The organism is Streptomyces sp. B21-083 (assembly GCF_036898825.1).
Taxonomy (GTDB): domain Bacteria; phylum Actinomycetota; class Actinomycetes; order Streptomycetales; family Streptomycetaceae; genus Streptomyces.
The window spans coordinates 3,505,798-3,529,571 of the sequence record NZ_JARUND010000002.1; the positions used below are offsets into that span (position 1 = coordinate 3,505,798).

General features: G+C 71.7%; 21 protein-coding genes and 1 pseudogene. 18 read left to right on the plus strand and 4 right to left on the minus strand.

Annotation, left to right across the window (positions count from 1 at the left end; genetic code table 11):
* Nucleotides 1-16: 16 nt before the first annotated feature.
* Nucleotides 17-544 (plus strand): MarR family winged helix-turn-helix transcriptional regulator, encoded by a 528-nt coding sequence (locus QA861_RS39635; RefSeq protein WP_334593686.1) that lies wholly within the window; start codon nucleotides 17-19, stop codon nucleotides 542-544.
* 85 nt (nucleotides 545-629) lie between these two features.
* Here the strand turns inward: QA861_RS39635 and QA861_RS39640 are convergent, their stop codons facing one another.
* The 3 genes from QA861_RS39640 to QA861_RS39650 all read right to left on the minus strand — a co-directional run bounded on the left by QA861_RS39640 (nucleotide 630) and on the right by QA861_RS39650 (nucleotide 3,328).
* Nucleotides 630-899 carry a hypothetical protein gene (locus tag QA861_RS39640; RefSeq protein ID WP_334593688.1) on the minus strand — a complete coding sequence of 90 codons (270 nt, stop codon included), beginning with the start codon at nucleotides 897-899 and terminating at the stop codon, nucleotides 630-632.
* 86 nt (nucleotides 900-985) lie between these two features.
* On the minus strand, nucleotides 986-3,112 hold the full coding sequence (gene malQ, locus QA861_RS39645; RefSeq protein WP_334593689.1) for a 4-alpha-glucanotransferase: 2,127 nt from the start codon (nucleotides 3,110-3,112) through the stop codon (nucleotides 986-988).
* The gene (locus tag QA861_RS39650; protein ID WP_443041638.1) at nucleotides 3,113-3,328 is read right to left on the minus strand and encodes a hypothetical protein; all 216 of its coding nucleotides are present in this window, start codon (nucleotides 3,326-3,328) and stop codon (nucleotides 3,113-3,115) included.
* 244 nt (nucleotides 3,329-3,572) lie between these two features.
* Between QA861_RS39650 and QA861_RS39655 the strand changes: the two genes are divergently transcribed.
* The 5 genes and pseudogenes from QA861_RS39655 to QA861_RS39675 all read left to right on the plus strand — a co-directional run bounded on the left by QA861_RS39655 (nucleotide 3,573) and on the right by QA861_RS39675 (nucleotide 6,526).
* Nucleotides 3,573-4,106, plus strand: a complete 534-nt coding sequence (locus tag QA861_RS39655; RefSeq protein ID WP_334593690.1) for a PadR family transcriptional regulator — start codon at nucleotides 3,573-3,575, stop codon at nucleotides 4,104-4,106.
* Entirely contained in the window at nucleotides 4,103-4,834 is a 732-nt protein-coding gene (locus tag QA861_RS39660) for an ABC transporter ATP-binding protein (RefSeq protein WP_334593691.1), read from the plus strand. The genes QA861_RS39655 and QA861_RS39660 overlap by 4 nt, the downstream gene beginning before the upstream one ends.
* A pseudogene (locus tag QA861_RS39665) lies at nucleotides 4,831-4,977 on the plus strand (ABC transporter permease); the annotation flags it as partial. The gene QA861_RS39660 and the pseudogene QA861_RS39665, both read left to right, overlap by 4 nt.
* Nucleotides 4,978-4,994: 17 nt before the next feature.
* Nucleotides 4,995-5,162 carry a hypothetical protein gene (locus QA861_RS39670; RefSeq protein WP_334593693.1) on the plus strand — a complete coding sequence of 56 codons (168 nt, stop codon included), beginning with the start codon at nucleotides 4,995-4,997 and terminating at the stop codon, nucleotides 5,160-5,162.
* On the plus strand, nucleotides 5,159-6,526 hold the full coding sequence (locus QA861_RS39675; protein WP_334593694.1) for an ABC transporter permease: 1,368 nt from the start codon (nucleotides 5,159-5,161) through the stop codon (nucleotides 6,524-6,526). Before QA861_RS39670 ends, QA861_RS39675 begins: the two co-directional genes overlap by 4 nt.
* A 149-nt stretch (nucleotides 6,527-6,675) precedes the next feature.
* Here QA861_RS39675 and QA861_RS39680 read toward each other — a convergent pair whose 3' ends face one another.
* Nucleotides 6,676-7,212, minus strand: coding sequence for an HNH endonuclease (locus tag QA861_RS39680; protein ID WP_006374688.1), 537 nt, complete (start codon nucleotides 7,210-7,212; stop codon nucleotides 6,676-6,678).
* Between the two features lie 335 nt (nucleotides 7,213-7,547).
* Between QA861_RS39680 and QA861_RS39685 the strand changes: the two genes are divergently transcribed.
* The 12 genes from QA861_RS39685 to QA861_RS39740 all read left to right on the plus strand — a co-directional run bounded on the left by QA861_RS39685 (nucleotide 7,548) and on the right by QA861_RS39740 (nucleotide 23,752).
* A complete protein-coding gene (locus QA861_RS39685) occupies nucleotides 7,548-8,654 on the plus strand; it encodes a mechanosensitive ion channel family protein (RefSeq protein WP_334593696.1) in 1,107 nt (368 codons plus the stop codon).
* 187 nt (nucleotides 8,655-8,841) lie between these two features.
* The gene (locus tag QA861_RS39690) at nucleotides 8,842-10,053 is read left to right on the plus strand and encodes an ROK family transcriptional regulator (RefSeq protein ID WP_334593697.1); all 1,212 of its coding nucleotides are present in this window, start codon (nucleotides 8,842-8,844) and stop codon (nucleotides 10,051-10,053) included.
* An 85-nt stretch (nucleotides 10,054-10,138) separates the two neighbouring features.
* The gene (locus tag QA861_RS39695; protein WP_334593698.1) at nucleotides 10,139-11,476 is read left to right on the plus strand and encodes an ABC transporter substrate-binding protein; all 1,338 of its coding nucleotides are present in this window, start codon (nucleotides 10,139-10,141) and stop codon (nucleotides 11,474-11,476) included.
* A gap of 2 nt (nucleotides 11,477-11,478) precedes the next feature.
* Nucleotides 11,479-12,423: a carbohydrate ABC transporter permease gene (locus QA861_RS39700; RefSeq protein ID WP_334593699.1), complete on the plus strand. Its 945-nt coding sequence runs from the start codon at nucleotides 11,479-11,481 to the stop codon at nucleotides 12,421-12,423.
* A gap of 1 nt (nucleotide 12,424) precedes the next feature.
* Nucleotides 12,425-13,330: a carbohydrate ABC transporter permease gene (locus QA861_RS39705; RefSeq protein ID WP_334593701.1), complete on the plus strand. Its 906-nt coding sequence runs from the start codon at nucleotides 12,425-12,427 to the stop codon at nucleotides 13,328-13,330.
* 90 nt (nucleotides 13,331-13,420) lie between these two features.
* Nucleotides 13,421-14,686: a 6-phospho-beta-glucosidase gene (locus QA861_RS39710; protein WP_334593702.1), complete on the plus strand. Its 1,266-nt coding sequence runs from the start codon at nucleotides 13,421-13,423 to the stop codon at nucleotides 14,684-14,686.
* A complete protein-coding gene (locus tag QA861_RS39715) occupies nucleotides 14,677-15,648 on the plus strand; it encodes an N-acetylglucosamine kinase (protein ID WP_334593703.1) in 972 nt (323 codons plus the stop codon). Before QA861_RS39710 ends, QA861_RS39715 begins: the two co-directional genes overlap by 10 nt.
* A 217-nt stretch (nucleotides 15,649-15,865) precedes the next feature.
* Nucleotides 15,866-17,356, plus strand: coding sequence for a GlnX family signal transduction membrane protein (locus QA861_RS39720; protein WP_334593704.1), 1,491 nt, complete (start codon nucleotides 15,866-15,868; stop codon nucleotides 17,354-17,356).
* A gap of 49 nt (nucleotides 17,357-17,405) precedes the next feature.
* Nucleotides 17,406-18,485: a glutamate ABC transporter substrate-binding protein gene (locus QA861_RS39725; protein ID WP_334594993.1), complete on the plus strand. Its 1,080-nt coding sequence runs from the start codon at nucleotides 17,406-17,408 to the stop codon at nucleotides 18,483-18,485.
* Between the two features lie 63 nt (nucleotides 18,486-18,548).
* Nucleotides 18,549-19,874, plus strand: coding sequence for a hypothetical protein (locus QA861_RS39730; RefSeq protein WP_334593705.1), 1,326 nt, complete (start codon nucleotides 18,549-18,551; stop codon nucleotides 19,872-19,874).
* The gene (locus QA861_RS39735) at nucleotides 19,874-22,408 is read left to right on the plus strand and encodes a serine/threonine-protein kinase (protein ID WP_334593707.1); all 2,535 of its coding nucleotides are present in this window, start codon (nucleotides 19,874-19,876) and stop codon (nucleotides 22,406-22,408) included. Before QA861_RS39730 ends, QA861_RS39735 begins: the two co-directional genes overlap by 1 nt.
* Entirely contained in the window at nucleotides 22,409-23,752 is a 1,344-nt protein-coding gene (locus QA861_RS39740; RefSeq protein WP_334593708.1) for a protein phosphatase 2C domain-containing protein, read from the plus strand.
* Nucleotides 23,753-23,774: the final 22 nt, after the last annotated feature.

Here is a 23,774-nt window from a genome sequence, read left to right on the forward strand (position 1 = left end):
CGGCGATACTCGGCCCATGACCGCAAGTGCACAGCCGCCGCAGCGCAGGGACCCCGTCGACGCGATCATCGACCAGTGGGCGGTGGTGCGGCCCGATCTCGACACCGCCGCGATGGAGGTGTTCGGCCGCGTCTACCGGCTCGCGCGCACCATGGCCGACCGGACGGAGAAGGCGTACGCCCGGTTCGGGATCGCCCGCGGCGAGTTCGACGTGCTCGCGACCCTGCGCCGGGCGGGCGAGCCGTACACGCTCTCGCCGCGTCAGCTGTCGTCGACGCTGATGCTCACGACCGGCGGGATGACCGGCCGCCTCGACAAGCTGGAACGGGCCGGGCTGGTACGCCGCTCCCCCGACCCCCATGACCGGCGCGGCCTCCAGGTCACCCTGACGGAGGAGGGCCTGAACCGCGTGGACGAGGCGGTCGGCGTCGGTCTCGCCGCGCAGACGGAGGCCCTGGCCGCCCTCGACGCCGAGAAGGCCGGGCAACTGGCCGGCCTGCTGCGGGAGCTGCTGGCGGCGACGGACGGGCCGCGACAACCGTAGGACCCGGCCGGGAACACGCCGAGGGCGCCGTTCTCACCCCACGGGTTCTGGGGTGGGAACGGCGCCCTCGGAACAACGGATCAGGTCAGACCTTCGCCTTGGCGGACTTGGTCTTGACGGCCTTGGGGGCGCGGTCCGAGGACCTGTCCAGGACCATCACCAGGCCCGCGATGATCGCGAACAGGCCGATCGGGGCGACAACGTAGAGGCCCAGCGTCTCGATGACGCTCAGGCCAGGGCCGGGGTCGTCACCGTCGTCGCGGGTGATCGCGAGCGCGGGAGACGTCATGAGCAGCATCATCAGCGTCGTACCGGCCACCAGGGCGCCGGCGCGCAGGGCGTTCGTCTTGTCCACGGTGCAAAAGTAGCGAACGCCCGGCGGGGCCGCGCGCCCGGGGTGCCGTATGAGGGTGCGGGCCCCCCGCGAAGGGCCCGCCGCGGTCACCCTCCCTCCCGCAACACCCCCATCAGCGCCCACAGCCGCGCCGACCCCGCCAGCTCCTCCAGCGTCACCGGGCGGCCCTCCGCGTCGGCGACGGGCAGCCGCCAGTTCGGGTACTGGTCCCACGTCCCCGGCAGGTTCTGCGGGCGCCGGTCGCCGACGCCGTCCGGGAGCCAGACGCCGATCATGCGGGCGGGCGTGCGCAGCAGATAGCGGTGGACGGCCTGGATCTCGGCCTCCTCCGCAGTCCCCGAGAGGGCGCCGCCGCACCCCTGGAGCAGACCGAGGCGGGCCAGCAGGGTCAGCCACTCGTTCGTGTCGGCGGCGGCGACCGCCCGCTCCTGCGCCAGCGGGTTGGTCAACAGACCCAGCCGGTCGCGGAGTTCGACGTGCTCGCCGGTGAGGCGGGCGGCCGTCGGTGGCAGGTCGTGGGTGGTGACGGTGGCGAGACAGTCGGCCCGCCAGTGGTCGGGGGACAGGGGGCGCCCGTCGCCGTCCCAGTCCCGTTCGAACCACAGCACGGACGTGCCGAGCACCCCGCGTGCGTGCAGCGTCTCCCGCACCCCCGGTTCGACGGTGCCCAGGTCCTCGCCGATCACGACCGCCCCGGCCCGCGAGGCCTCCAGCGCGAGGACGGCGAGCATGGCCTCGGCGTCGTAACGGACGTACGCCCCCTCCGTGGGCGCCAGCCCCTGGGGCACCCACCAGAGCCGGAACAGGCCCATGACGTGGTCGATGCGCAGGGCGCCCGCATAGCCGAAGAGGGACCGCAGCAGCTGGCGGTACGGGGCGTAGCCGGACTCGGCCAGACGGTCCGGTCTCCAGGGCGGCAGGCCCCAGTCCTGGCCGCGCGCGTTGAACGCGTCCGGGGGCGCGCCGACCGACATGCCGGCCGCGAAGTACTCCTGCTGCGCCCAGGCGTCGGCGCCGCCGGGATGCACCCCGACGGCGAGGTCGTGCACGATCCCGACCGGCATGCCCGCGTCGCGTGCCGTCCGCTGGGCGTCGGCGAGTTGGGTGTCGGTGAGCCAGGCGAGGCGGGAGTGGAAGTCGACTCGGTCCATCAACTCGCCCCGGGCGCGGGCGGTTTCGGCCGACCGGGGGTCCTGGAGGCCGGCCGGCCAGCGCGACCAGTCCGAGCCGTGCGTCTCGGCCAGCGCGCACCAGGTGGCGTGGTCCTCCAGCGGCTCGCCGGCCCGGGCGAGGAAGTCGGAGTACGCGGCCTGCCGCCCGGGCCCGAGCGGTACGGCGCACACCAACTCCAGGGCCTCACGCTTGAGTTCCCACACGGCGTCCCGGTCGATCAGCTCACCCTTGTCCAGCACCGACTCCCGCAGCCGCCCGGCCCGCTCCAGCAGCCCGCGCACCCGCTCACGGTCCTCGGCGGCCTGGATGTACGCGAACTCCGGGACGGCCTCGACCCGCAGATGCACGGGGTCGGGGAAGCGACGGGAGGACGGCCGGTACGGGGACGGGTCGGTGGGCGCCCCGGAGACGGCCGCGTGCAAGGGGTTGACCTGCACGAATCCGACACCGAGTGCCCGTCCGGCCCAGTCGCTCAGCTCGCTGAGGTCACCGAGGTCGCCCATGCCCCAGGAGCGCCGGGAGAGGAGGGAGTACAGCTGGACGAGGAGTCCGTACGAGCGTCCGGTGGGCGTGGGCAGCCGGGCCGGGGCGACGACGAGGTGGGCTCGGGCGGCCCGGCCGTCGGGCGCTTCGGCGTCCAACTCATGGATGCCGGGCGGGAGTTGGTCGACCGAGTCGCAGATCTCGCCCTGTTCGGTGCGGATGCGCAGTCGGGTGCCCTCGGGCAGGTGGGCCAGCGCGGTCGCCGTACCGTCGGCGCCGCACACCACCGTGGGTGGCAGCAGCCGCGCCGCCAGTTCCCGTTCCCGGGCGGCGAGGGCGACCTGGACGGCCTCCGGGGTGGTCGCGTCGACGCCGAGTGCGGCCAGTACGGCGACGAGCGCGGAGTCGGAGGCGGCGACCGTACGGTCCGGTGAGGGGCTGAAGGAGGGGGCGACGCCGTGCAGCTCGGCGAGGCGGGCGAGCGCGAGGCGTTCCTCGGCCCGGCTCTCCCCGCTCTCGTGGCCCTCGACGGGTCCGGCCGGCCCGGGTTCGGACATCTACAGCCCCGCGAGTTCCGACAGCGCCGGGACCGGACCCTCGTACAGCCCCGTGGGGTCCGCCTCCACGTCGGCGTGCTCGCTGGTCATCGCCTCCGCGTCGGCGAGCGGGGGCTCGCTGGTGAGGGGCTCGGCGGCGGGCAGCGGCGGCTCGCTGGTGAGCGGCGCCTCGGCGGCGGCGCTCTCGGCGCTGAAGACATGGGCCGGTACGGCCACGGAGGCCTCCTTGTCGCGTACGACGGCTGACGGCGGTTGGCGGGTTTCATCCGCAGCCCTACCCAGTGGACGCGACCGCAGACGTGTATGAAAGGACGAACCACGGTACCGCCGGTCACATTCCGCGATTCTTCCGTCGCCCTCCGGGCGAAGTCCGTCACATTCCCGCCACCACCACACGATGTCCGGACGATGTCCCGGTAACTATTCACTCAGTACATGTAGCGAGTGCATAATGATCGGCATGAGCACCCGCCACATCCTTCTGGGGCTGCTCGCCGGGGGGCCCAGCCATGGCTACGACCTCAAGCGACGGCACGACGAACGCTTCCCGCAGGCCCGTCCGCTGGCCTACGGCCAGGTCTACACGACCCTGCAGCGCCTGGTGCGCGACGGGCTCGCGGAGGTCGACCGCACCGACGCGGACGGCGGTCCGGAGCGGACCAGCTACCGGGCGACCGATGACGGGGAGCGTGAACTCGCCGACTGGGTACGGCAGATCAGCGCACCCGCGCCGCACGTCACCAACGAGATCTTCGCCAAGGTCGTCGTCGCGATCCTGGCCGGCGCGGACCCGGCCGCGTATCTGCTGGACCAGCGTGCCGCGCACATGGCGCGGATGCGGGAGCTGACGGCGGTCAAGACCTCGCCGGCCTCGGACCTCTCGACCGTGCTCTCGGCGGACTACGCCCTCAACCACCTTGACGCCGACCTTCGTTGGATGACCACCACGGTGGCCCGGCTCACCACACTGACCGCGGAGGTCGAAACGGCATGACCACCACCCACGGGGAGACGTCCGACGGGCGAACGTCCGACGGGCCCCCTTCACCGGCGCTGATATCCGCCCACCGGCTGTCCAAGGCGCACGGCAGGACGCCCGCGCTGCGCGGCGCGTCGGTCGCGCTGCGGGCCGGCGAGATCCTGGCCGTCACAGGACCCAGCGGCAGCGGGAAGTCGACGCTGCTGCACTGCCTGGCGGGGATCGTCCGACCGGACACAGGCACCGTCGAGTACGCCGGGGAGCGGCTCGACACGCTGCCCGAGCGGAGGCTGAGCGAGCTGCGGCGCACCGAGTTCGGGGTCGTCTTCCAGTTCGGCCAGCTGATTCCCGAGCTGACCGTCATCGACAACGTGGCGCTGCCCCTGCTGCTCGCCGGGACCACGCGCGCGGCGGCGCACGAGCGGGCGGGCGAGTGGCTGGAACGGTTCGGGGTGCTCGGGCAACGGCTGCTCCGACCTGGCGAGCTGAGCGGGGGCCAGGCGCAGCGCGCCTCGCTGGCCCGCGCCCTGGTCACCGGCCCGAAGGTGGTCTTCGCCGACGAGCCGACCGGCGCGCTGGACTCTCTGGCGGGCGAACAGGTGATGGCGGCGCTGACACACACGGCCCGCGAGTCCGGCACGGCGGTCCTGCTGATCACGCACGACGCCCAGGTGGCGGCGTACGCGGACCGCGAACTGAGGCTCAGCGACGGCGCCGTGACCTCGATGGAGGTGACCTCATGACCGCCGACCAGGGCACCCTGCGAGCCGACCTGCACCTCGCCTGGCTGCTCACCCAGGGATCCGACCGGCGCGAATGGTGGCGGGTCGCACTCACGGCCGTCGGGGCGGCGCTCGCCACCGGGTTCACGCTGGCCGCCGCGGCCTCGACGGAGGTGACCTCATGACCGCCGACCAGGGCACCCTGCGAGCCGACCTGCACCTCGCCTGGCTGCTCACCCAGGGATCCGACCGGCGCGAATGGTGGCGGGTCGCACTCACGGCCGTCGGGGCGGCGCTCGCCACCGGGTTCACGCTGGCCGCCGCGGCCTCGACGGAGGTGACCTCATGACCGCCGACCAGGGCACCCTGCGAGCCGACCTGCACCTCGCCTGGCTGCTCACCCAGGGATCCGACCGGCGCGAGTGGTGGCGGGTCGCACTCACGGCCGTCGGGGCGGCGCTCGCCACCGGGTTCGCGCTGGCCGCCGTGGCCGTCGCCTCGATACGCGGGCAGTACTACGTCTCGGTCGGCTCCGGGCTGCTGAACCAACAAGGGGAACGCTCGGGCGTGGTCCTCGCCCTCGTGCTGCTGCTCGTGCCCGTGCTCGGGTTCCTCGGGCAGTGTGCGCGGGTCGGAGCCGTCCACCGGGACCGGCGGCTCGCCGCGCTGCGACTGGCGGGGGCCGGGCCGGCGCGGGTGCGGCGGATCGCGGCGCTGGAGTCGGGGCTCGCCTGTCTGCTCGGCGCGATGCTCGCCACCGTGTGCTCCGCGCTGTTCCTGCTGGGCGTGTGGCATCAGCCGCCGGTGCTCGTCTGGTTCGGGATGGCGCTGGTCACGGCGGCCGTGCCGGTGCTGGGCGCGCTGGTGAGCGTCATGGCGCTGCGTCGCGTGGTCGCCTCGCCGCTGGGCCGGGTGCGGCGGGTGCCCCCGCGCGAGGGGCGCGGCCCGGGGATGCCCGTCCCGGCGGCGGCTCTGGGCCTGCTGGTCGTGGGGCTGCTGCTGGCCCCGGGCACGTTCGGCGGGTACGAGACCGCTCCCGTACAGGTGTTCTCCGTGGTGATCGTCACCGGGGTGTGCGCCCTCTGGCTGACCGGCGCCACCGCCCGGTTCACGGGGCGGGTCCTCGCGGCCCGCACCGCCGACCCGGCGACGCTGATCGCGGCGGAACGGCTGCGCGACGACCCGTGGGCCGCCGCCCGCACCCATGCGGCGGTGCTGCTGGTGACCACCGTGGGCACCGGGTTCGTCGGCGTCCGGGAGGTGCTCCTCACCTCGCTCCGCGACCGCGGGGAGCACAAGTTGGCCTCGTCCCTGACCTTCTACACGACCGGCGTCGACCTGACCGGTGCCGCCGTGCTGGTCGCCCTGGTGATCACGCTCTGCGGGCTCGGCGTGGGCACCGCCGAGTCGGTGGCGGCCCGCCGCCGGGGGCTGGCCGCGCAGACCGCCGCCGGGGTGCCGCGCTCGGTGCTCGGCCGGGCCCTGCTCCTGGAGACGGCCCTGCCGCTCGCACCGGCGATGCTGCTGGCGGGCGCCGGGGGCCTGCTGATCGGCGTCCTGTTCGCCGGCATGGCCCAGGACGGCAGCCGCACGGTGCCGTACACGGCGCTGCTGGTCCCGCCGGCGGTGTACGTGTCCTGCCTGCTCGCCGCCGCCACCTCACTGCCGTTGCTGGGCCGTTCGGTGCGTCCGGCGGAGCTCAGGTACGTCTGAGCGGCCGGGCATGAGTGATCCGGCCCTGGGGAACGGGGGTTCCCGGGGCCGGATCGCATCCGTGCCGTACAGACAGCCCGAACAGGCGTGCGGGTACTCCGTATCCGGACTGCGTTGAGACCGTATTCAGATAGACGAAAGCCCGGAGTTCAGGCGGAGATGCCGTCGATCCGGGCCATCGCGTCGTCCGCGCCGTACGGCTGCAGGTACGGCAGCCAGCGCGGGTCCCGGTGCCCGGTGCCGATGATGCGCCAGGCGAGACCGGTGGGCGGGGCGGGTTTGTGGCGCAGCCGCCAGCCGATCTCGAAGAGATGGCGGTCGGCCTTGGTGTGGTTGCAGCGACGGCATGACGCCACCACGTTGTCCCAGCGGTGCTGACCGCCACGGGAACGCGGGATGACATGGTCGACGCTGGTCGCGGCGGCACCGCAGTACATGCACCGGCCGCCGTCGCGGGCGAACAGCGCCCTACGGGTCAGTGGAACGGGCCCCCGATAGGGAACCCGGACGAACCTCTTCAGCCGGACCACGCTGGGTGCGGGGACAGTAACGGTCGCGCTGTGCAGGAAAGCGCCCGATTCCTCCAGGGAGACAGCCTTGTTCTCCAGGACGAGGACGAGCGCGCGTCGGAGCGGTACGACGCCGAGCGGCTCGTACGACGCGTTGAGTACCAGGACATGCGGCACGGATGCCTCCTTGGGCGTCGGCGGCGCGTGGCTCGCGCCGGGACGATCTGTAGTCAGTCTCCCCTCTCGCCCGGCGGCAGCGCCACCACGTCCCGGTAACGGGCTGGGAGTGTTTTCGACCACACCTTGCGTTCATGCCCCGGGACCACACCCTGTTCATCCCCAGGTGAGCACGGTCTCTCCCTCGAACATGGCGCCGATCCGCACACGTTGCCCCGTTAGTGTGGTGACTCTGCCCTTCCGGTGACCTTTCCGTGACCTGAATGACAAGCTCACCGTCGAGCCGATGCCCGTAACCATCCGTACCGGGGGCAGGCCGTTCTGGAGGTCCCCCCGTGTCCTTGCCCGCCGTCCTACTCGCCGCCGGCCCGTCGCCGTCACCGACTCCCTCGGAGTCGCCGACCGCGTTGGTCCCGTCGCTCCAGGACGCCCAGGAGCGTGCGACGAACGCCGCCAGCTGGGTCGAGCAGAACTGGTCCACCTGGCTGGCGATAGGCCTCAAGGTCCTGTTGATCGTGGTGATCTCGGTCGTGCTGAGAGCGGCGGTGCGGCGGGCCATCACCAAGCTGATCGACCGTATGAACCGCACGGTCCAGTCGGCCGACGGCCCGGCCGGCGGCATGGCGCTCGGCAGCCTGCTGGTGAATGTCGAGCGGCGCCGCCAGCGCTCCCAGGCGATCGGCTCGGTGCTTCGTTCGGTTGCGAGCTTCATCATCCTGGGCACCGCGGCCCTGATGGTGCTCTCCGCGTTCCAGATCAACCTGGCCCCGCTCCTCGCCTCCGCCGGTGTCGCGGGCGTGGCGATCGGTTTCGGCGCCCGCAACCTGGTGACGGACTTCCTCTCCGGCGTGTTCATGATCCTTGAGGACCAGTACGGCGTCGGGGACACGATCGACGCGGGGGTGGCGTCGGGCGAGGTGATCGAGGTGGGCCTGCGCGTGACGAAGCTGCGCGGCGACCAGGGTGAGATCTGGTACGTCCGCAACGGCGAGGTCAAGCGCATCGGCAACCTCTCCCAGGGCTGGGCCACGGCCGGCGTGGACGTGACCGTGAGCGCGAACGTGGACCTGGACCGGCTGAAGGCGACGCTCGCCGAGGTCGGCGAGAAGATGAGCCGGGAGGAGCCCTGGAACGAGCTGCTGTGGGGCCCGATCGAGAGCCTGGGCCTGGACAGCGTGCTCCTGGACTCGATGGTCGTCCGCCTCACGGCGAAGACGATGCCGGGCAAGTCCCTGACGGTGGAGCGCGAACTGCGCTGGCGCGTCAAGCGGGCGCTGGACGCGGCGGGCATCCGCGTCGTCGGCGGCACCACGGTCATCCCGGAGGAGGACCCGGACGCGGACCCGACAGCGGCGGTCGCGGCCCCCTCGGTGTACTCGAACGCCGCCTCCCCCCAGGTCGAGGCGGCGTCCCCGATCGGTCCGGCACGGCCCCTCCGGTAGGCCGGAGGAGACACTCGGCAGCCTGTACGAGAGAGGCGGCGTTCCCGAATCGGGAGCGCCGCCTCTCTCATTGCGCCTTGACGTCCCCCTTGGTCCGGTTCTATCTTCTCGCCATCCGATAGGAAACCTTCCTAACAGTCATCCGGGTTGTGAAAAGCTAGACACGGAAAGGCAGGTGCAGACACCCATGGCAGGAATCGCAGGCACGCCCGGCACTCCCCGCGTCCTGCGCGCCATGAACGACCGGGCGGCCCTGGACCTCCTTCTGGAGCACGGCCCCCTGTCCCGCACCCGGATCGGCAAGCTCACCGGTCTCTCCAAGCCGACCGCCTCGCAACTGCTCGCCCGCCTCGAAGCGGCGGGCCTCGTGCTGGCGACCGGCACCACCGAGGGCCGGCCCGGCCCGAACGCCCAGCTGTACGAGGTCAACGCGACCGCCGCGTACGCCGCCGGGCTCGACGTCACTCCCGAACGCGTTCTCGCCGCGGTCGCCGACATCACCGGCCGGACCGTGGGCGAGTACGAACTGCCCACCCCCGGCAAGCGCCCCGCCCGGCCCGTCGTCCAGCAGGTCACCGACGCCCTGGACGGTGCCGTCAAGGCGGCGGGGCTGGCCCGTGCCGATCTCCGGCGGCTCGTCATCGGGACGCCGGGCGCCTTCGACCCGGGCACCGGGCGGCTGCGCTACGCCTCCCACCTCCCGGGCTGGCACTCCCCGGCCCTCCTCGACGAGCTCGCCGCCGCGCTGCCGATGCCGGTGGAGTACGAGAACGACGTGAACCTCGTCGCCATCGCCGAGCAGCGCCTCGGCGCCGCCAGAGGGCACGACGACTTCGTGCTCCTGTGGAACGAGGGCGGACTCGGCGCCGCCCTCGTCCTCGGCGGCCGGCTGCACCGCGGCTGGACCGGCGGCGCCGGCGAGGTCGGCTTCCTGCCCGTGCCGGGCACACCCCTCGTCCGGCAGGTCAGCAGGGCCGGCAGCGGCGGCTACCAGGAGCTGGCCGGTTCCCAGGTCATCCCCCGGCTCGCCCGCGAGCTGGGCATCAGCCCCGTCCCCGAGGGCCCGTACGCCGAGGTCGCGGCCGCCCTCGTCGCCCAGGCCGCCGACATCAACGCGGGCCCCCACCGGCGGCTCCTCGAAACGTACGCGACCGGCCTGGCCACCGGTCTGGCCTCCCTCGTCTCCGTCCTCGACCCCGAACTCGTCGTCCTCAGCGGCGCCTCCCTGACCGCGGGCGGCGAACCCCTGCGCGGTCTGGTCCAGGCCGAGCTGGAGGAACTGGCCGCGGCCAGGCCCCGGCTGCTCGTCGGCGACGTACGCGAACACCCCGTGCTACGGGGCGCGTTGGAGAGCGCCCTCGCGACCACCCGCGACGAGGTCTTCGACACCTCCCGCTGAGCCCTCCCTCACTACCTGTTTCACCCGCACGTCTCACCCTCACCAGCCCCCTGCCCTGCCACGCCCTTCCCTGGGAGACCTCGCCATGCCCGGAATATCAAGAAAAGTCGCCACCGCTCTCGCCGTGACCGCCTCGACAGCCCTGCTCGCCACGGCCTGTACGGGCCAGTCCTCGTCAGGCACCCAGGACGACGCGTCCAAGGACACGACGATCACCTTCTGGCACGCCTGGAGCGCGCCGAACGAGGTGGCGGGTGTGAAGGCGCTGATCGCCGGCTTCGAGAAGGCCCACCCGAACATCCATGTGAACGTCGTCGGCAACATGACCGACGACAAGATGAACCAGGCGCTGCGCGCGGGTGGCAGCAAGGCGCCGGACGTGATCTCGTCGTTCACCACCAACGGCGTCGGCAAGTTCTGCTCGTCGGGCGCGCTGGTCGACCTCAACCCGCTCTTCAAGAAGGCGGGCATCGACCCGGCGACCACCTTCCCGAAGGCGATGAGCCAGTACACCCAGTACGACGGCAACCGCTGCGCCGTCCCGCTGCTCGGCGACGCGTACGGCCTCTACTACAACAAGACCGCCTTCAAGAAGGCGGGGATCACCAGCCCGCCGAAGACCTGGTCCGAGTTCGAGGCCGATGCCAAGAAGCTGACGGTTCCCCAGGGCGACACGTACAAGCAGCTCGGTTTTATGCCGAACTACCACGGCTGGGAGACGACCACCGAGCATTACATGGGCCAGTTCGGGCCGACGTACTTCGACGCGTCCGGCAAGTCGACGATCGCGGGCGACCGGGCCGTCGCCGACGCCTTCACCCTGCAGAAGAAGCTCGTCGACGACCTGGGCGGCTTCAAGAAGCTGGAGAAGTTCCGCTCCGGACTCGGCGACGAGTGGGGTCCCAAGCACCCCTTCCAGACCGGCCAGGTGGCCATGCAGCTGGACGGCGAGTGGCGTCTGGGCATGGCGCTGGACGCGAAGCCCGACTTCGAGATCGGCGTCGCCCCGCTGCCCGTACCCGACGACAAGGCCGACCAGTACGGCAAGGGCTACATCACCGGCACCATCGCGGGCATCGCCGCCACCAGCAACAAGCAGAACGCGGCCTGGGAGCTGGTCAAGTACATCACCACGGACACGGACGCGGTCGTCGGCTTCTCCAACGCGATCCACAACGTGCCCTCGACGCTCGCGGCGCTGAAGTCCCCGAAGCTGAGGTACGACCCGCGCTTCAAGACCTTCCTCGACATCGCCGCGGACCCGAACTCGACCACCTCACCCGCCTCGATCAACGGCGGCGTCTACCTCACCACCATCCAGCAGCTCGGCTACGACTACGAGAGCGGCAAGGTCACCGACCTGAAGGCGGGCCTGAAGAAGGCCGCGGCGCAGATCGACACGGACATCGCGCAGGCGAAGTGACCATGGCCGCCACCTACACCCTGCGGGCGAAGCACCGGCGTTCGAGGCTGCGCACCCTCGCCTTCCTCTCGCCCTGGCTGATCGGTTTCACGGTCTTCTTCGCGTACCCGATGATCTCCACGGTCTACTTCTCGTTCATGCACTACGACGGCTTCAAGCCGCCGACCTGGAGCGGGACGAAGAACTGGAAGTACGTCTTCGAGTCCTACCCCTTCTTCTGGCCCGCCCTGCGCAACACCCTGTGGCTGGTCGTGATCATGGTGACCCTCCGTGTCCTGTTCGGACTCGGGATCGGCATGCTCATCACGAAGATCAAGACGGGTACGGGCGTCTTCCGCACCCTCTTCTACCTGCCCTACCTCGCCCCGCCGGTGGCCGCGACCATGGCGTTCGCGTTCCTCCTCAACCCCGGAACGGGACCGGTCAACTCCATGCTGGAGAAGATCGGTATCCCGGCGCCGGGCTGGTTCAACGACCCCGACTGGTCGAAGCCGGCGCTCACGCTGATGTTCCTGTGGGGCATCGGCGACCTGATGGTCATCTTCATGGCCGCGCTGCTCGACGTACCGAAGGAGCAGTACGAGGCGGCGCAGCTGGACGGGGCGTCGGCGTGGCAGCGGTTCCGGTTCGTCACCCTGCCCAACATCTCGCCGATCATCATGTTCGCGGTCGTCACCGGTGTCATCTCGGCGATGCAGTGCTACACCCAGCCGCTCGTGGCCGGAAAGGTCGCCTCGGGTGTGATCCAGGGCGCGGGCACCATGTTCGAGCCCGGCTACCCCGAGCACTCCACGCTCACCCTCCCCCAACTCGTCTACAACCTCGGCTTCCAGCGCTTCGACTACGGCTCCGCCTGTGTCGTCGCCCTGGTCCTGTTCGCCCTGTCCATGGCGTTCACCGCGCTGTTGATGCGGCGCCGGGGCGGTCTCATCCAGGCAGGTGACTGACATGGCCCAGGACACTGCTCAACTACTCGAACGGCCCGTGGAGTCGAAGGCACCCGCCACGCCCGCCGAACGCACGGCCCGCCGCAAGTCGCTGCTGGAATGGATCGCGGTCCACTCCCTCGGCGTCGCGGCGGCCCTCTTCTTCACTCTGCCCTTCGTGTTCGTGTTCCTGACCTCGCTGATGAGCGACTCGCAGGCACTCAGCCGGGACCTCGTCCCGCACACCTGGGAGTGGTCCAACTACCGCAAGGTGTTCGACACCCCGGGCTTCCTGACCTGGTGGAAGAACACCCTGATCTACGCCGGACTGGGCACCGTCCTGACCGTCGTGTCATCGGTCCCCGTGGCGTACGCGCTTGCCAAGTTCCGCTTCCGGGGCCGGAATCTGACGCTCATGCTGGTGATCTCGATGATGATGCTGCCTCCCCAGGTGGTCGTCATCCCGATGTACCTGTTCTGGGCGAAGCAGCTGGACCTGTCCGGCACGCTGTGGCCGATGATCATCCCGCTGGCGTTCGGCGACGCGTTCTCGATCTTCCTGCTGCGCCAGTTCCTGATGACCATCCCGAACGAGTACGTGGACGCGGCGAAGGTGGACGGCTGCGGTGATCTGCGCACCCTGCTGAGGGTCATCCTGCCGATGGCGAAGCCCGGGATCGCCGCCATCGCCCTCTTCCAGTTCTTCAACGCCTGGAACGACTACTTCGGCCCCCAGATCTACGCCTCCGAGAACCCGGGCGCGTGGACGCTGAGTTACGGCCTGGAGTCCTTCAAGGGGGCCCACCACACCGACTGGAACCTCACGATGGCGGCCACCATGCTGGTCCTGGCCCCCGTCCTCATCGTCTTCTTCTTCGCCCAGAAGGCGTTCGTCGAAGGCGTCACTCTCACCGGCGTAAAGGGTTGATCCTCGTATGCAGCATCTCCCCGGGGGACAACCCCCGGACCCCCGGCCGATCATCACCATGCCCGGCGCCCGGAAGCGAGGCATCTCCCAGTGAAACTCACCGTGGTCGGCGGCGGATCGACCTACACCCCCGAACTCATCGACGGTTTCGCGCGGTTGCGGGACACCCTGCCCATAGAGGAGCTGGTGCTCGTCGACCCGGCCGCCGAACGGCTGGAGCTGGTCGGCGGGCTCGCCCGGCGGATCTTCGCCAAGCAGGGTCACAACGGAAGGATCACCACCACCGACGACCTGGACAAGGGCGTCGAGGGCGCCGACGCCGTCCTGCTGCAACTGCGCGTCGGCGGCCAGGCGGCCAGGCAGCAGGACGAGACATGGCCGCTGGAGTGCGGCTGCGTCGGCCAGGAGACGACCGGCGCGGGCGGTCTCGCCAAGGCGCTGCGCACGGTGCCGATCGTCCTTGACATCGCCGAGCGGGTCCGGCGTACCAACCCGGACGCCTGGATCATCGACTTCACCAACCCGGTGGGCATCGTCACCCGGGCCCTGCTGCAGGCCGGCCACAAGGCGGTCGGCCTGTGCAACGTGGCGATCGGCTTCCAGCGGAAGTTCGCCGCGCTGCTGGGGGTGACCCCGGCCGACATCCACCTGGACCACGTCGGCCTCAACCACCTCACCTGGGAGACCGGCGTCCGCCTGGGCGGCCCCGAGGGCGAGGACGTCCTGCCCCGGCTGCTCAGCGAGTACGGCGACCGGATCGCCGAGGACCTCCGTCTTCCGCGTACGGTCCTCGACCGTCTGGAGACGGTCCCGTCCTACTACCTGCGCTACTACTACGCCCACGACAGCGTCGTACGCGAACTACGCACCAAGCCCTCCCGAGCGGCCGAGGTCGCTGCCATGGAGGAGGAACTGCTGCGGCTGTACGGCGATCCGGCTCTGGACGAGAAACCGGAGCTGCTGGCGAAGCGCGGCGGCGCCTTCTACTCGGAGGCGGCGGTGGATCTCGCCGCGTCGCTGCTGGGCGGGGGCGGCAGTCCCTACCAGGTGGTGAACACGTACAACAGGGGCACGCTGCCCTTCCTGCCGGACGACGCGGTCATCGAGACGCAGGCGGCGGTGGGCCGGACGGGGGCCACTCCCCTGGCCGTCCCGGCTGTCCACCCCCTGTACGGGGGGCTGATCGCCAACGTCACCGCCTACGAGGAACTGGCCCTGGAGGCCGCGCTGCACGGCGGGCGCGACCGGGTCTTCCGGGCGCTGCTCGCGCATCCGCTGGTCGGCCAGTACGACTACGCGGACACCCTGACCGACACCCTGATCGCGCACAACCGGGAGCATCTCGCGTGGGCATGACCGCACACGTCCTCGCCGTCGACGCCGGCAACAGCAAGACCGACGTGGCGGTGGTCGCGGCCGACGGGGAGGTGCTGGCCACGGCGCGGGGCGGGGGGTTCCGGCCGCCGGCCGACGGACTGGACGTCGCGGTCTCCGGGCTGGCCGACGCCGTCGCCGAGGCCTTCACCGCCGCCGGGGTCAGTGCCGTCGACCGGGTCTCGGCGTGTCTGGCGAACGCCGACTTCCCCGTGGAGGAACGGCAGTTCGCCGCCGCGCTGCACGCGCGCGCGTGGGGCGCGAGTGTCGACGTACGCAACGACACCTTCGCGATCCTGCGGGCCGGGATCACCGAGCCGCGCGGGGTCGCCGTCGTCTGCGGCGCCGGCATCAACTGCGTGGGGATGACCCCGGACGGCCGCACCGCCCGCTTCCCCGCGCTGGGGCGGGTCTCCGGCGACTGGGGCGGTGGCTGGGGTCTGGCGGAGGAGGCCATGTGGCATGCGGCGCGGGCGGAGGACGGTCGGGGCGGGCCGACGGCCCTGATGTCCGCCCTGCCCGCCCACTTCGGGCTCCCCTCCATGTACGCGCTCATCGAGGCGCTGCATCTGGGGGGCGTCGACAACGCACGGCGCCACGAGCTGACGCCGGTGCTGTTCGCCACGGCGGCGGACGGTGACCCGGTGGCGTGTGCGCTGGTGGACCGGCTGGCCGACGAGGTGGTGGCCATGGCCTCGGTCGCGCTCGGCCGCCTCGGTCTCCTCGAAGAGGAGACCCCGGTTCTGCTGGGCGGGGGTGTACTGGCGGCCCAGCACGCCCGGTTGACCGACCGCGTCACCGAGCTGCTCACCGCCCGGGCGCCCAAGGCGGTCGCCCGGGTGGTGACGGCGCGGCCCGTGCTGGGGGCGGCGCTGCTGGGCCTCGATCACACGGGCGCCCCGGCGGAGGCGCACGCGCGCGTTCGGCGCTTCTACGAGGTCTGACCAGCTTCGTACGGGAACCGAACAGATTCCTCCGGCGTATTCATGGGCAGAGGGGTGGTGCGGGGAGCGCGTGCATGTCCGAACGCAGGGCAGCGCGCTCCGGCACCACACCACCGCACTGCGACACAACCCTGCCGCTTTGCGATCCGATCAAGATCCAGTCAAGGTCGGTGCGGATTGTCAGTGCCGGGGGCGATACTGGCGGTGACGGATGACCATGGGGGAGGTCACAGTGACAGCTACGAGCAGTGCGGCACCACCGACACCCGGCTCGCCGGACGGACCCGGCACGTCAGGGGTGTCCGGCACGCGCGCGGCCTCGGCCCTGCCCGCCATCCCCGCGCAGGGAGGCAGGGGTTCCGCTCCCGGCGTCCCCCAGCCCCCGCGCCGCACGGCCTTCGCGGAGGGTGTCGACCAGTTGCGGGCCGCCGCGACCACCGAGCCCGGGCGGCTGCGGATCATCGGCGCCCTGCTCGCCGCGCTCGTCGTCGCGTTCGGTGCCGTGACCGCCTGGCAGATGACCGACCGTTCGTCCGCGGCGGACGACGTGCTGCACAACAGCCAGCCCCTCAGTTCCGCGGCGGCGGACATCTACAGCTCCCTCGCGGACGCCAACACCGCCGCCTCCAGCGGTTTCCTGGCCGGCGGTGACGAGACGGCGACCTCCCGCGAGCGCTATCAGAAGGACATCCGCAACGCCGCCGCGAAGCTCTCCGCCGCCGCGACCAACTCCCAGCCGGACTCCGAGTCCGCGACGACGATCGCCAACCTCAACAAGCTGCTGTCGGAGTACACGGGCTACATCGAGCGGGCCCGCGCCAACAACCGGCTGGGCTTCCCGGTCGGCGGCTCGTACCTGCGGCTGGCGAACGAGACGATGCAGGACCAGATGCTCCCGCAGGCGGAGAAGCTCTACGCCAAGGAGAACCAGCGGCTGGGCTCCGACTACGCGGACGCGACCTCGTACCCCTGGGCGGCGATCGGTCTCGGCGTCGTCGTGCTCGGCGCCCTCGTCTGGGCCCAGCGGCGCAACTACCGGCGTACGAACCGGGTGCTGAACCACGGTCTGGTCGCGGCGACGGCCACCGCGACGATCGTCATGCTGTGGCTGGTCGCCGGGCAGAGTCTCGCCCGCTCGGGGCTCGACGACTCCTACGACCACGGCATCCGCTCACTGAACGTGCTGCACGACGCCCGGATCGCCTCCCTCAAGGCGCGCGGCAACGAGAACCTGACGCTGGTGGCGCGCGGCGCGGAGACGGTCCAACTGGCCGACGGCGAGGTCGTCGACGCGTACGACCACGACTTCGAGGGCGACATGAGCGCGCTCGGCAAGGGTCTGGCCGAGGCCGAGCGGCTCGCCGACGACCAGGCGGGCAAGAAGCCGGTCACGTCGGCCGTCGGCGGTATGAAGGAGTGGAAGACGCGCCACGACGAGGCGCAGGCGGAGTACGAGTCGGGTGACTTCCAGCAGGCGCTCGCCCGCGTCATAGGGGACAAGAGCGACAAGCCGACCGGTGAGTGCTTCGACAGCGTGGACCAGGCACTGAAGACGGCCATCGGACATGAGCAGACGGAGTTCCAGCAGGCGGCCGCGACCGGCCGGGACGCGATGACCGGCCTCCCGGTGGGCGCCGCGGGCCTCGCCGTGCTGGGCGCGGCGGGCGCGGTGCTCGGCATCGGGCGCAGGCTGTCGGAGTACCGCTGATGCGGTACGAAGGGTTCGGGCGATGAGGGCGATGAGAGGGGGCGTGACGATGAACGCACAGCGGCTTGCGGGCGGTCCGCGCACCGGTCTCCAGGCCTTGCGGGCCGGTCTCCGGGCTCTGCGGGCCGGACTGCGGGGCTGGGGCGGTGTGGGGGCGATGGCGGCCGTCTGCGCCCTCGCGGTGGCCTTCGCGCTGCTGCTCCCGTTGACGCAGTCGCACGGCGACGGCAGTACGGGCACGGGCGGCCAGGGGGTCGCCGAGGGCATTCAGGCGAGGGCCGCGGCGGACTGCGTGAACCCGCAGGAGCAGAGCCCGGCGCCGTCCTCCCTGGACGGGACGACGATCGAGAAGATCAAGGCCCGTAAGGACCGGCGGCTGATCGTCGGCGTCGACCAGAACAGCTACCGCTGGGGCTACCGCGATCCGAACGGCGGCAAGGAGGCGGAGCTGGAGGGCTTCGACATCGACCTGGTCCACCGGATCGCCAAGGACATCCTCGGCGACGAGAACGCGGTCCAGTTCAAGGCCATCCCCACCAACCAGCGCATCCCGGCCATCAAGGACGGCCGCGTCGACATGATCGTCCGCACGATGACGATCACCTGCAGCCGTCTGGACGACGTGTCGTTCTCCGCGCCGTACTTCCTCACCGGGCAGCAGGTCCTCGCACCCAAGAGCTCCACGATCAAGGGGTACGACAAGACGCTCGCCGGCAAGCGGATCTGCTCGGCGGAGGGCTCAACCGCGCTCGAGAAGCTGACGGCGGACAAGGCGGCGAAGAAGGCCGCGGTCGCCACCGCCGACATCAGGACGACCGTCCCCAGCCAGCTCGACTGCCTCGTCCGTCTCCAACTCGGCCAGGTGGACGCGGTGGTGACCGACGGCGCGCTCGCCGCGAGCCAGGCGGCACAGGACCCGACGGTGGAGCTGAAGGGCGACACGTTCACCACCGACTACTACGGCGTGGCGGTGAAGAAGGGTGCGAACGACCTGGCGGCACGGGTCAATCGCATACTGGAGCAGTACCGGCAGGACGGCGGCTGGCAGGCGTCGTACGACAAGTGGCTGTCCCCGACGCTGGGCAGCGACTCGGAGTCGGCGAAGGCGCCGGTGCCCCGCTACAAGTGACGTTCACCGACCGACCGAAGAGCCGACCGACCGAGCCAACCACACGAGTAGTCGAGGTGATCGATGGGCGTCACGGGAGCCCCCGGGCCGGTGATGGACCGGGACGAGGTGGACCGTGCGCTGGCGCGGCTCGGCGCGGAGCACGAGGCGATCGAGACCTCACTCCTCGCCCTCCAGGACCACGCGGGCCGCAGACTCCTCGAAGGCGCCGAGCTCACCGGCACGACCAAGGAGCGCTGGACGGCCGCGGACGCGTCGATCACGCTGCTGTGGGCGTACTTCGACGCGTACTCGGACACGTTCCGCTCCGCCCGTGACATCCGTTCGCGCCGCCGCTGGTCCAGCCGCGAGGACCTGGTGGAGCTGACGGAGCTGCTGCGCGGCGAGTGCGTCACGGTCGCGGGCAGCGCCACGGCGACGGCCAACGCGCCCACCCTGCACGGCACCGGGAAGCTCAGCCACCTGTACTCGCTGGCCGGCCTGGTGGAGCGGATGAACGAGCTGTACGCGACGTCGCTGGACATGGTCGTCACCTCCGACGCGGTCTGGTCGGCCCTGCCCGCGCGGATAGACCTACTGGCCGCGGAGCTGCAGCGCACCCGCCAGCTGGCGCACTCCGTGGGCGTACGCCCGGGCGAGCACCCGGCGGGCGACGACCTGGAGCGCATCACCCGCACCCTGACCGCCCTGCGCGAGCGGGTGATCTCCGACCCCCTGGCGTTCTGGCTGCCCGCGCAGGGCAGTTCGGCGCCCGGCGGCGGCCGTCCGGACACCACGGTGTACGACCGTGAGGCGCGCGCCCTGGAGGACGTACGCCGGGAGATCGACGCCGTGCTGACGGTCCGCCAGGACGCGGAGGCGCGGCTCATGAGGCTGCGCGACGTGCTGTCCCGCGCGGACCGCACGCTCGCGGAGGCGCGCAGTGCGCGCGGTGAGGTGCTGGCGAAGATCGCCGCGTCGGAGGTGCCTGCCGTGAGCGGGCCGCCCACGGCGCTGCAGGAGCAGCTGTCGATGGCCTCCGAGTACCGCAGACACGCCCAGTGGCACCGTCTCTCGCCGCTCCTGGAGTCGCTGGAGGCGAAGGCGGAGGACGAACTGATGCGCGCCCGCGAGTCGTTGACGGCTGTCACCCAGCCGCTGGCGGTCCGCGCGGAGCTGCGCGGCAGGCTCGACGCGTACAAGGCGAAGGTCGCCCGGCACGGTTTCGCGGAGGATCCGCTGCTGATCGAGCGGTACGACGCCGCGCGCCGCATGCTGTGGAGCGCGCCCTGTGACCTGCGGGTCGCGGAGCAGGCCGTGCTGCGTTACCAGCAGGCCGCCGCCGAGTACTTCGGCGGCCCGCGGGTGCCCGGCCAGGCCGGACCCGGTGACCGGAGGGGGGACTACTGATGACCGAGTCCGAACAGCAGAAGTGCCAGCGGCCCGACTGCGAGGGAAGCTACGAGGACATGGGCGGCGGTGAGCTGTACTGCGACACGTGCGGACTCGCGCCGGTCGTGTCCAGCGGCATGGTCGGTTCGCCGTCCACCGGGGTCACCGGGAGCGGCAGGCGAGGTTCGGGGGGCGGCAGTTCGTCCTCGAACAGCTCGCGTGCCTCCGCCCGTACCTCCCGCACGTCCCGTTCCTCGCAGTCCCGCCGCTCGGTCTCCGGCCGGTTGTCGCGGTCCCTGTCGGGGAAGTCGACGGGCCGCTCGGTGTCGGTGCGCAGCTCGGGTTCGACCGCCGGGTCGACCGGGCGCGGCCGGCTCGGTGCGGGCCTGGTCGAGGTGCCGGGGGTGCCGCGGCCCGACCCGCGGTCGATGGTGCTGGAGAACCCGGAGGTGCCCGAGCGCAAGCGGTTCTGCTCGCGCTCCGACTGCGGGGTGCCGGTGGGACGGGCACGCGGGGAGGGCCGGCCGGGGCGCACGGAGGGGTTCTGCACGAAGTGCGGGCACCCGTACTCCTTCGCGCCCAAGCTGCACACCGGTGACATAGTGCGTGGCCAGTACGAGGTGGTGGGCTGTCTGGCGCACGGCGGCCTCGGCTGGGTCTACCTCGCCGTGGACCGCGCGGTGTCGGACCAGTGGGTGGTCCTGAAGGGCCTCCTGGACACCGGTGACCAGGACGCGATGGCGGCGGCGATCTCCGAGCGGCGCTTCCTCGCGGAGACCGTGCACGCCAACATCGTGCGGATCTACAACTTCGTCGAGCACCTGGACCAGCGCACGGGCTCGCTCGACGGCTACATCGTCATGGAGTACGTCGGCGGCAAGTCGCTGAAGGAGATCGCCAACGACCGCCGTACCCCGGACGGGAAGCGGGACCCGCTGCCGGTGGAGCAGGCGTGCGCGTACGGCATCGAGGCGCTTGAGGCGCTCGGTTATCTGCACAGCCGCAACCTGCTGTACTGCGACTTCAAGGTCGACAACGCGATCCAGACCGAGGACCAGCTGAAGCTGATCGACATGGGCGCGGTCCGCCGAGTGGACGACGAGGAGTCGGCCATCTACGGCACGGTCGGCTATCAGGCGCCGGAGGTCGCGGAGGTCGGCCCGTCGGTGGCGTCCGACCTGTACACGGTCGCACGCACGCTCGCCGTCATGACGTTCGACTTCCAGGGCTACACGAACGTGTTCGTGGACTCCCTGCCTGACCCCGACCACATCGAGGTCTTCCGCCAGTACGAGTCGTTCTACCGGCTCCTGGTCCGCGCCACCGATCCCGACCCGGCCCGCCGGTTCGCGTCCGCGCAGGAGATGTCCGAGCAGCTGACGGGCGTACTGCGCGAGGTCGTGTCGCTCCAGACGGGCCGGGCCAGACCCGCGCTGTCGACGCTGTTCGGGCCCGAGGTGAAGGTCACGGACGCGGAGTTGTTCACGGCGATGGACGGGGACGTGTCGCGGCTGGGAGCGCGTGTGACGGCGCCCCGGGGGAAATCCTCGGCGCAGGCCGCTCCCGCCCTCACAGGCGCCACCAGGGCGCTCACCGGGACCCCGCGTCTCGTGAAGGCCATCGACGCGGGTGCCGCCGCGCTCGCGCTGCCCGTGCCCCGCGTGGACCCGACCGACCCCAACGCGGGTTTCCTGGCAGGGCTGCTGGCGTCGGCGGCCGGGGAGCTGATCGCCGCACTCGCGGTGGTGCCGGCGCAGTCGACGGAGACCCGGCTGCGTGAGGTGCGGGCCCGGCTGGAGAACGGGGACGCCGCGACCGCCCTGGAGGCGCTGGTCGAGCTGGAGCAGGATCGGCCGGACGACTGGCGGGTGGTCTGGTACCAGGGCGTGGCCGCGCTGGTGACGGGCGATCACGAGGGCGCCGCGCTGTCGTTCGACGCGATCTACGACGCCTTCCCGGGCGAGAGTCCGCCCAAGCTGGCCCTAGGGCTGTGCGCGGAGGTGCTCGGACAGCTCGACAACGCCGCCGAGTACTACCGGCTGGTGTGGACGACCGACCCGAGCTATGTGAGCGCCGCGTTCGGGCTGGCCCGCGTCCAGTTGGCGGCGGGCGACCGCCGTAGCGCCGTGAAGACGCTGGAGTCGGTTCCGGAGGCCTCGATCCACTACACGGCGGCCCGCGTGGCCGCCGTACGGGCGCGGTTGCGGCAGCGGACGGCCCTCGCCTCGGACGCGCCGTTCCTGGACGATCTGATCGCGTCCGCCGGGCAGGTGGAGGCCCTCGCCGGATACGGTCTGGACGCGGTCCGGCGGGAGCGGCTGTCGGCGGAAGTCCTCGGGTGCGCGCTGGACTGGATACTCTCCCAGGACCAGGTTTCCGCCCCTCCGGCCGTCGGGGGGCGGGTGCTGCTCGGCAGCGACCTGGACGAGCGTGGTCTGCGTTTCGGGCTGGAGCGCTCGTACCGGACGCTTGCCCGGCTCGCGCAGGGCGGCGAGGAGAGGATCGACCTGGTGGAACGTGCCAACCGTTACCGCCCCCGGACGTGGGTGTAGTTGATGTCCCAGATGCCCGAGCCACCCCCGCCGACCGCCCTGTCCCGGTGCCCGAGCTGCGAGGAGCCGATCGAATCGGGCGACCGGTTCTGTGGCGCGTGCGGGTACGACCTGTCGGCCGTGCCCCCGCGCCCCGGTGACTTTCCGACGCTCACTTTGAGCGGCGCCCTCGCGTCCGCGCCGCACCCGCCTCCGGAGGCCGCTTCCGTGGACTGGCCCCACGCGCCCGAGACCAACAGCTCCGGCACCCCGGCGCCGGTTCACCTGGCGACCGACCTCCGGGGCACCGACTCGGGCGAGACCCCGCTCCCGCCGGTCGCGCCGGCGACGGGCGTCCGGTTCGACCGGGCCGCCGGCGGTGAGCCCGACGAGTACCCGCTCCAGGCGCCCGCCCCGCGCGCCGCCGAGACCGCGACGCCGCCGGCCGGCACCAAGGTGTGCGTGGCCTGCCGGGCGGGGCGGGTCGACAACGACGGCTACTGCGAGAACTGCGGGCACGCCCAACCGCGGGAGCGCGACCACATGGAGGACGAGGTCGGCCCGCTCGCCGCGGTCACCGACCGGGGCCTGCGCCACCATCGCAACGAGGACGCGTACGCGATCTCGCACACCACGCTGCCCAACCGCACGCCCGCGCTGGTCGCGATCGTCTGCGACGGCGTCTCCTCGGCGACCCGCCCCGACGAGGCCTCGCTGGCCGCGTCCCGGGCGGCCGGCGACTCGCTGATGGCGGCCCTGCCTCAGGGCACCCATCCGCAGCAGGCGATGCACGACGCGATCCTCGCCGCCTCCAACGCCGTGAACGCGCTGGCGGACGAGCCCGCCGGGGCCCGCGAGCACGCCCCGCACCAGAACTCCCCGGCCTGCACCCTGGTGGGCTGCGTCGTCACCCCGTCCCTGCTGGTCGTCGGCTGGGTCGGCGACAGCCGCGCCTACTGGGTCCCGCTGGACCGCTCCACCGCCCCGGCCCGGCTCACCGAGGACGACTCGTGGGCCGCGCAGATGGTCGCGGCGGGCCTGATGAACGAGGCGGAGGCGTACGCCGACGAGCGCGCCCACGCCATCACGGGCTGGCTCGGCGCGGACGCCTACGAACTGGAGCCGCACACCGCTTCCTTCAAGCCGGACCGGCCGGGTGTGGTGGTGGTGTGCACGGACGGGCTGTGGAACTACGCGGAGAGCGCGGACGAGTTGGCCGAGGTTCTCCCGCCGGATGCCGCGTCGCGTCCGCTGCACGCCGCCCAGGTTCTGCTCGGGCACGCCCTGGACGGTGGGGGCCACGACAACGTAACAGTGGCCGTCGTACCGTTCCCCGCCCCGTCGCAGGGGGCAGGATCGGCCTGAGGGCACTGACGACGGGGGTGCC

Coding starts and splice junctions, on each gene's coding strand:
- QA861_RS39635 (WP_334593686.1), top strand. CDS start 17: ATGACCGCAAGTGCACAGCCGCCGCAGCGCAGGGACCCCGTCGACGCG.
- malQ (WP_334593689.1), bottom strand. CDS start 3,112: ATGTCCGAACCCGGGCCGGCCGGACCCGTCGAGGGCCACGAGAGCGGG.
- QA861_RS39655 (WP_334593690.1), top strand. CDS start 3,573: ATGAGCACCCGCCACATCCTTCTGGGGCTGCTCGCCGGGGGGCCCAGC.
- QA861_RS39660 (WP_334593691.1), top strand. CDS start 4,103: ATGACCACCACCCACGGGGAGACGTCCGACGGGCGAACGTCCGACGGG.
- QA861_RS39670 (WP_334593693.1), top strand. CDS start 4,995: ATGACCGCCGACCAGGGCACCCTGCGAGCCGACCTGCACCTCGCCTGG.
- QA861_RS39675 (WP_334593694.1), top strand. CDS start 5,159: ATGACCGCCGACCAGGGCACCCTGCGAGCCGACCTGCACCTCGCCTGG.
- QA861_RS39690 (WP_334593697.1), top strand. CDS start 8,842: ATGGCAGGAATCGCAGGCACGCCCGGCACTCCCCGCGTCCTGCGCGCC.
- QA861_RS39695 (WP_334593698.1), top strand. CDS start 10,139: ATGCCCGGAATATCAAGAAAAGTCGCCACCGCTCTCGCCGTGACCGCC.
- QA861_RS39700 (WP_334593699.1), top strand. CDS start 11,479: ATGGCCGCCACCTACACCCTGCGGGCGAAGCACCGGCGTTCGAGGCTG.
- QA861_RS39705 (WP_334593701.1), top strand. CDS start 12,425: ATGGCCCAGGACACTGCTCAACTACTCGAACGGCCCGTGGAGTCGAAG.
- QA861_RS39720 (WP_334593704.1), top strand. CDS start 15,866: ATGGGGGAGGTCACAGTGACAGCTACGAGCAGTGCGGCACCACCGACA.
- QA861_RS39725 (WP_334594993.1), top strand. CDS start 17,406: ATGAACGCACAGCGGCTTGCGGGCGGTCCGCGCACCGGTCTCCAGGCC.
- QA861_RS39730 (WP_334593705.1), top strand. CDS start 18,549: ATGGGCGTCACGGGAGCCCCCGGGCCGGTGATGGACCGGGACGAGGTG.
- QA861_RS39735 (WP_334593707.1), top strand. CDS start 19,874: ATGACCGAGTCCGAACAGCAGAAGTGCCAGCGGCCCGACTGCGAGGGA.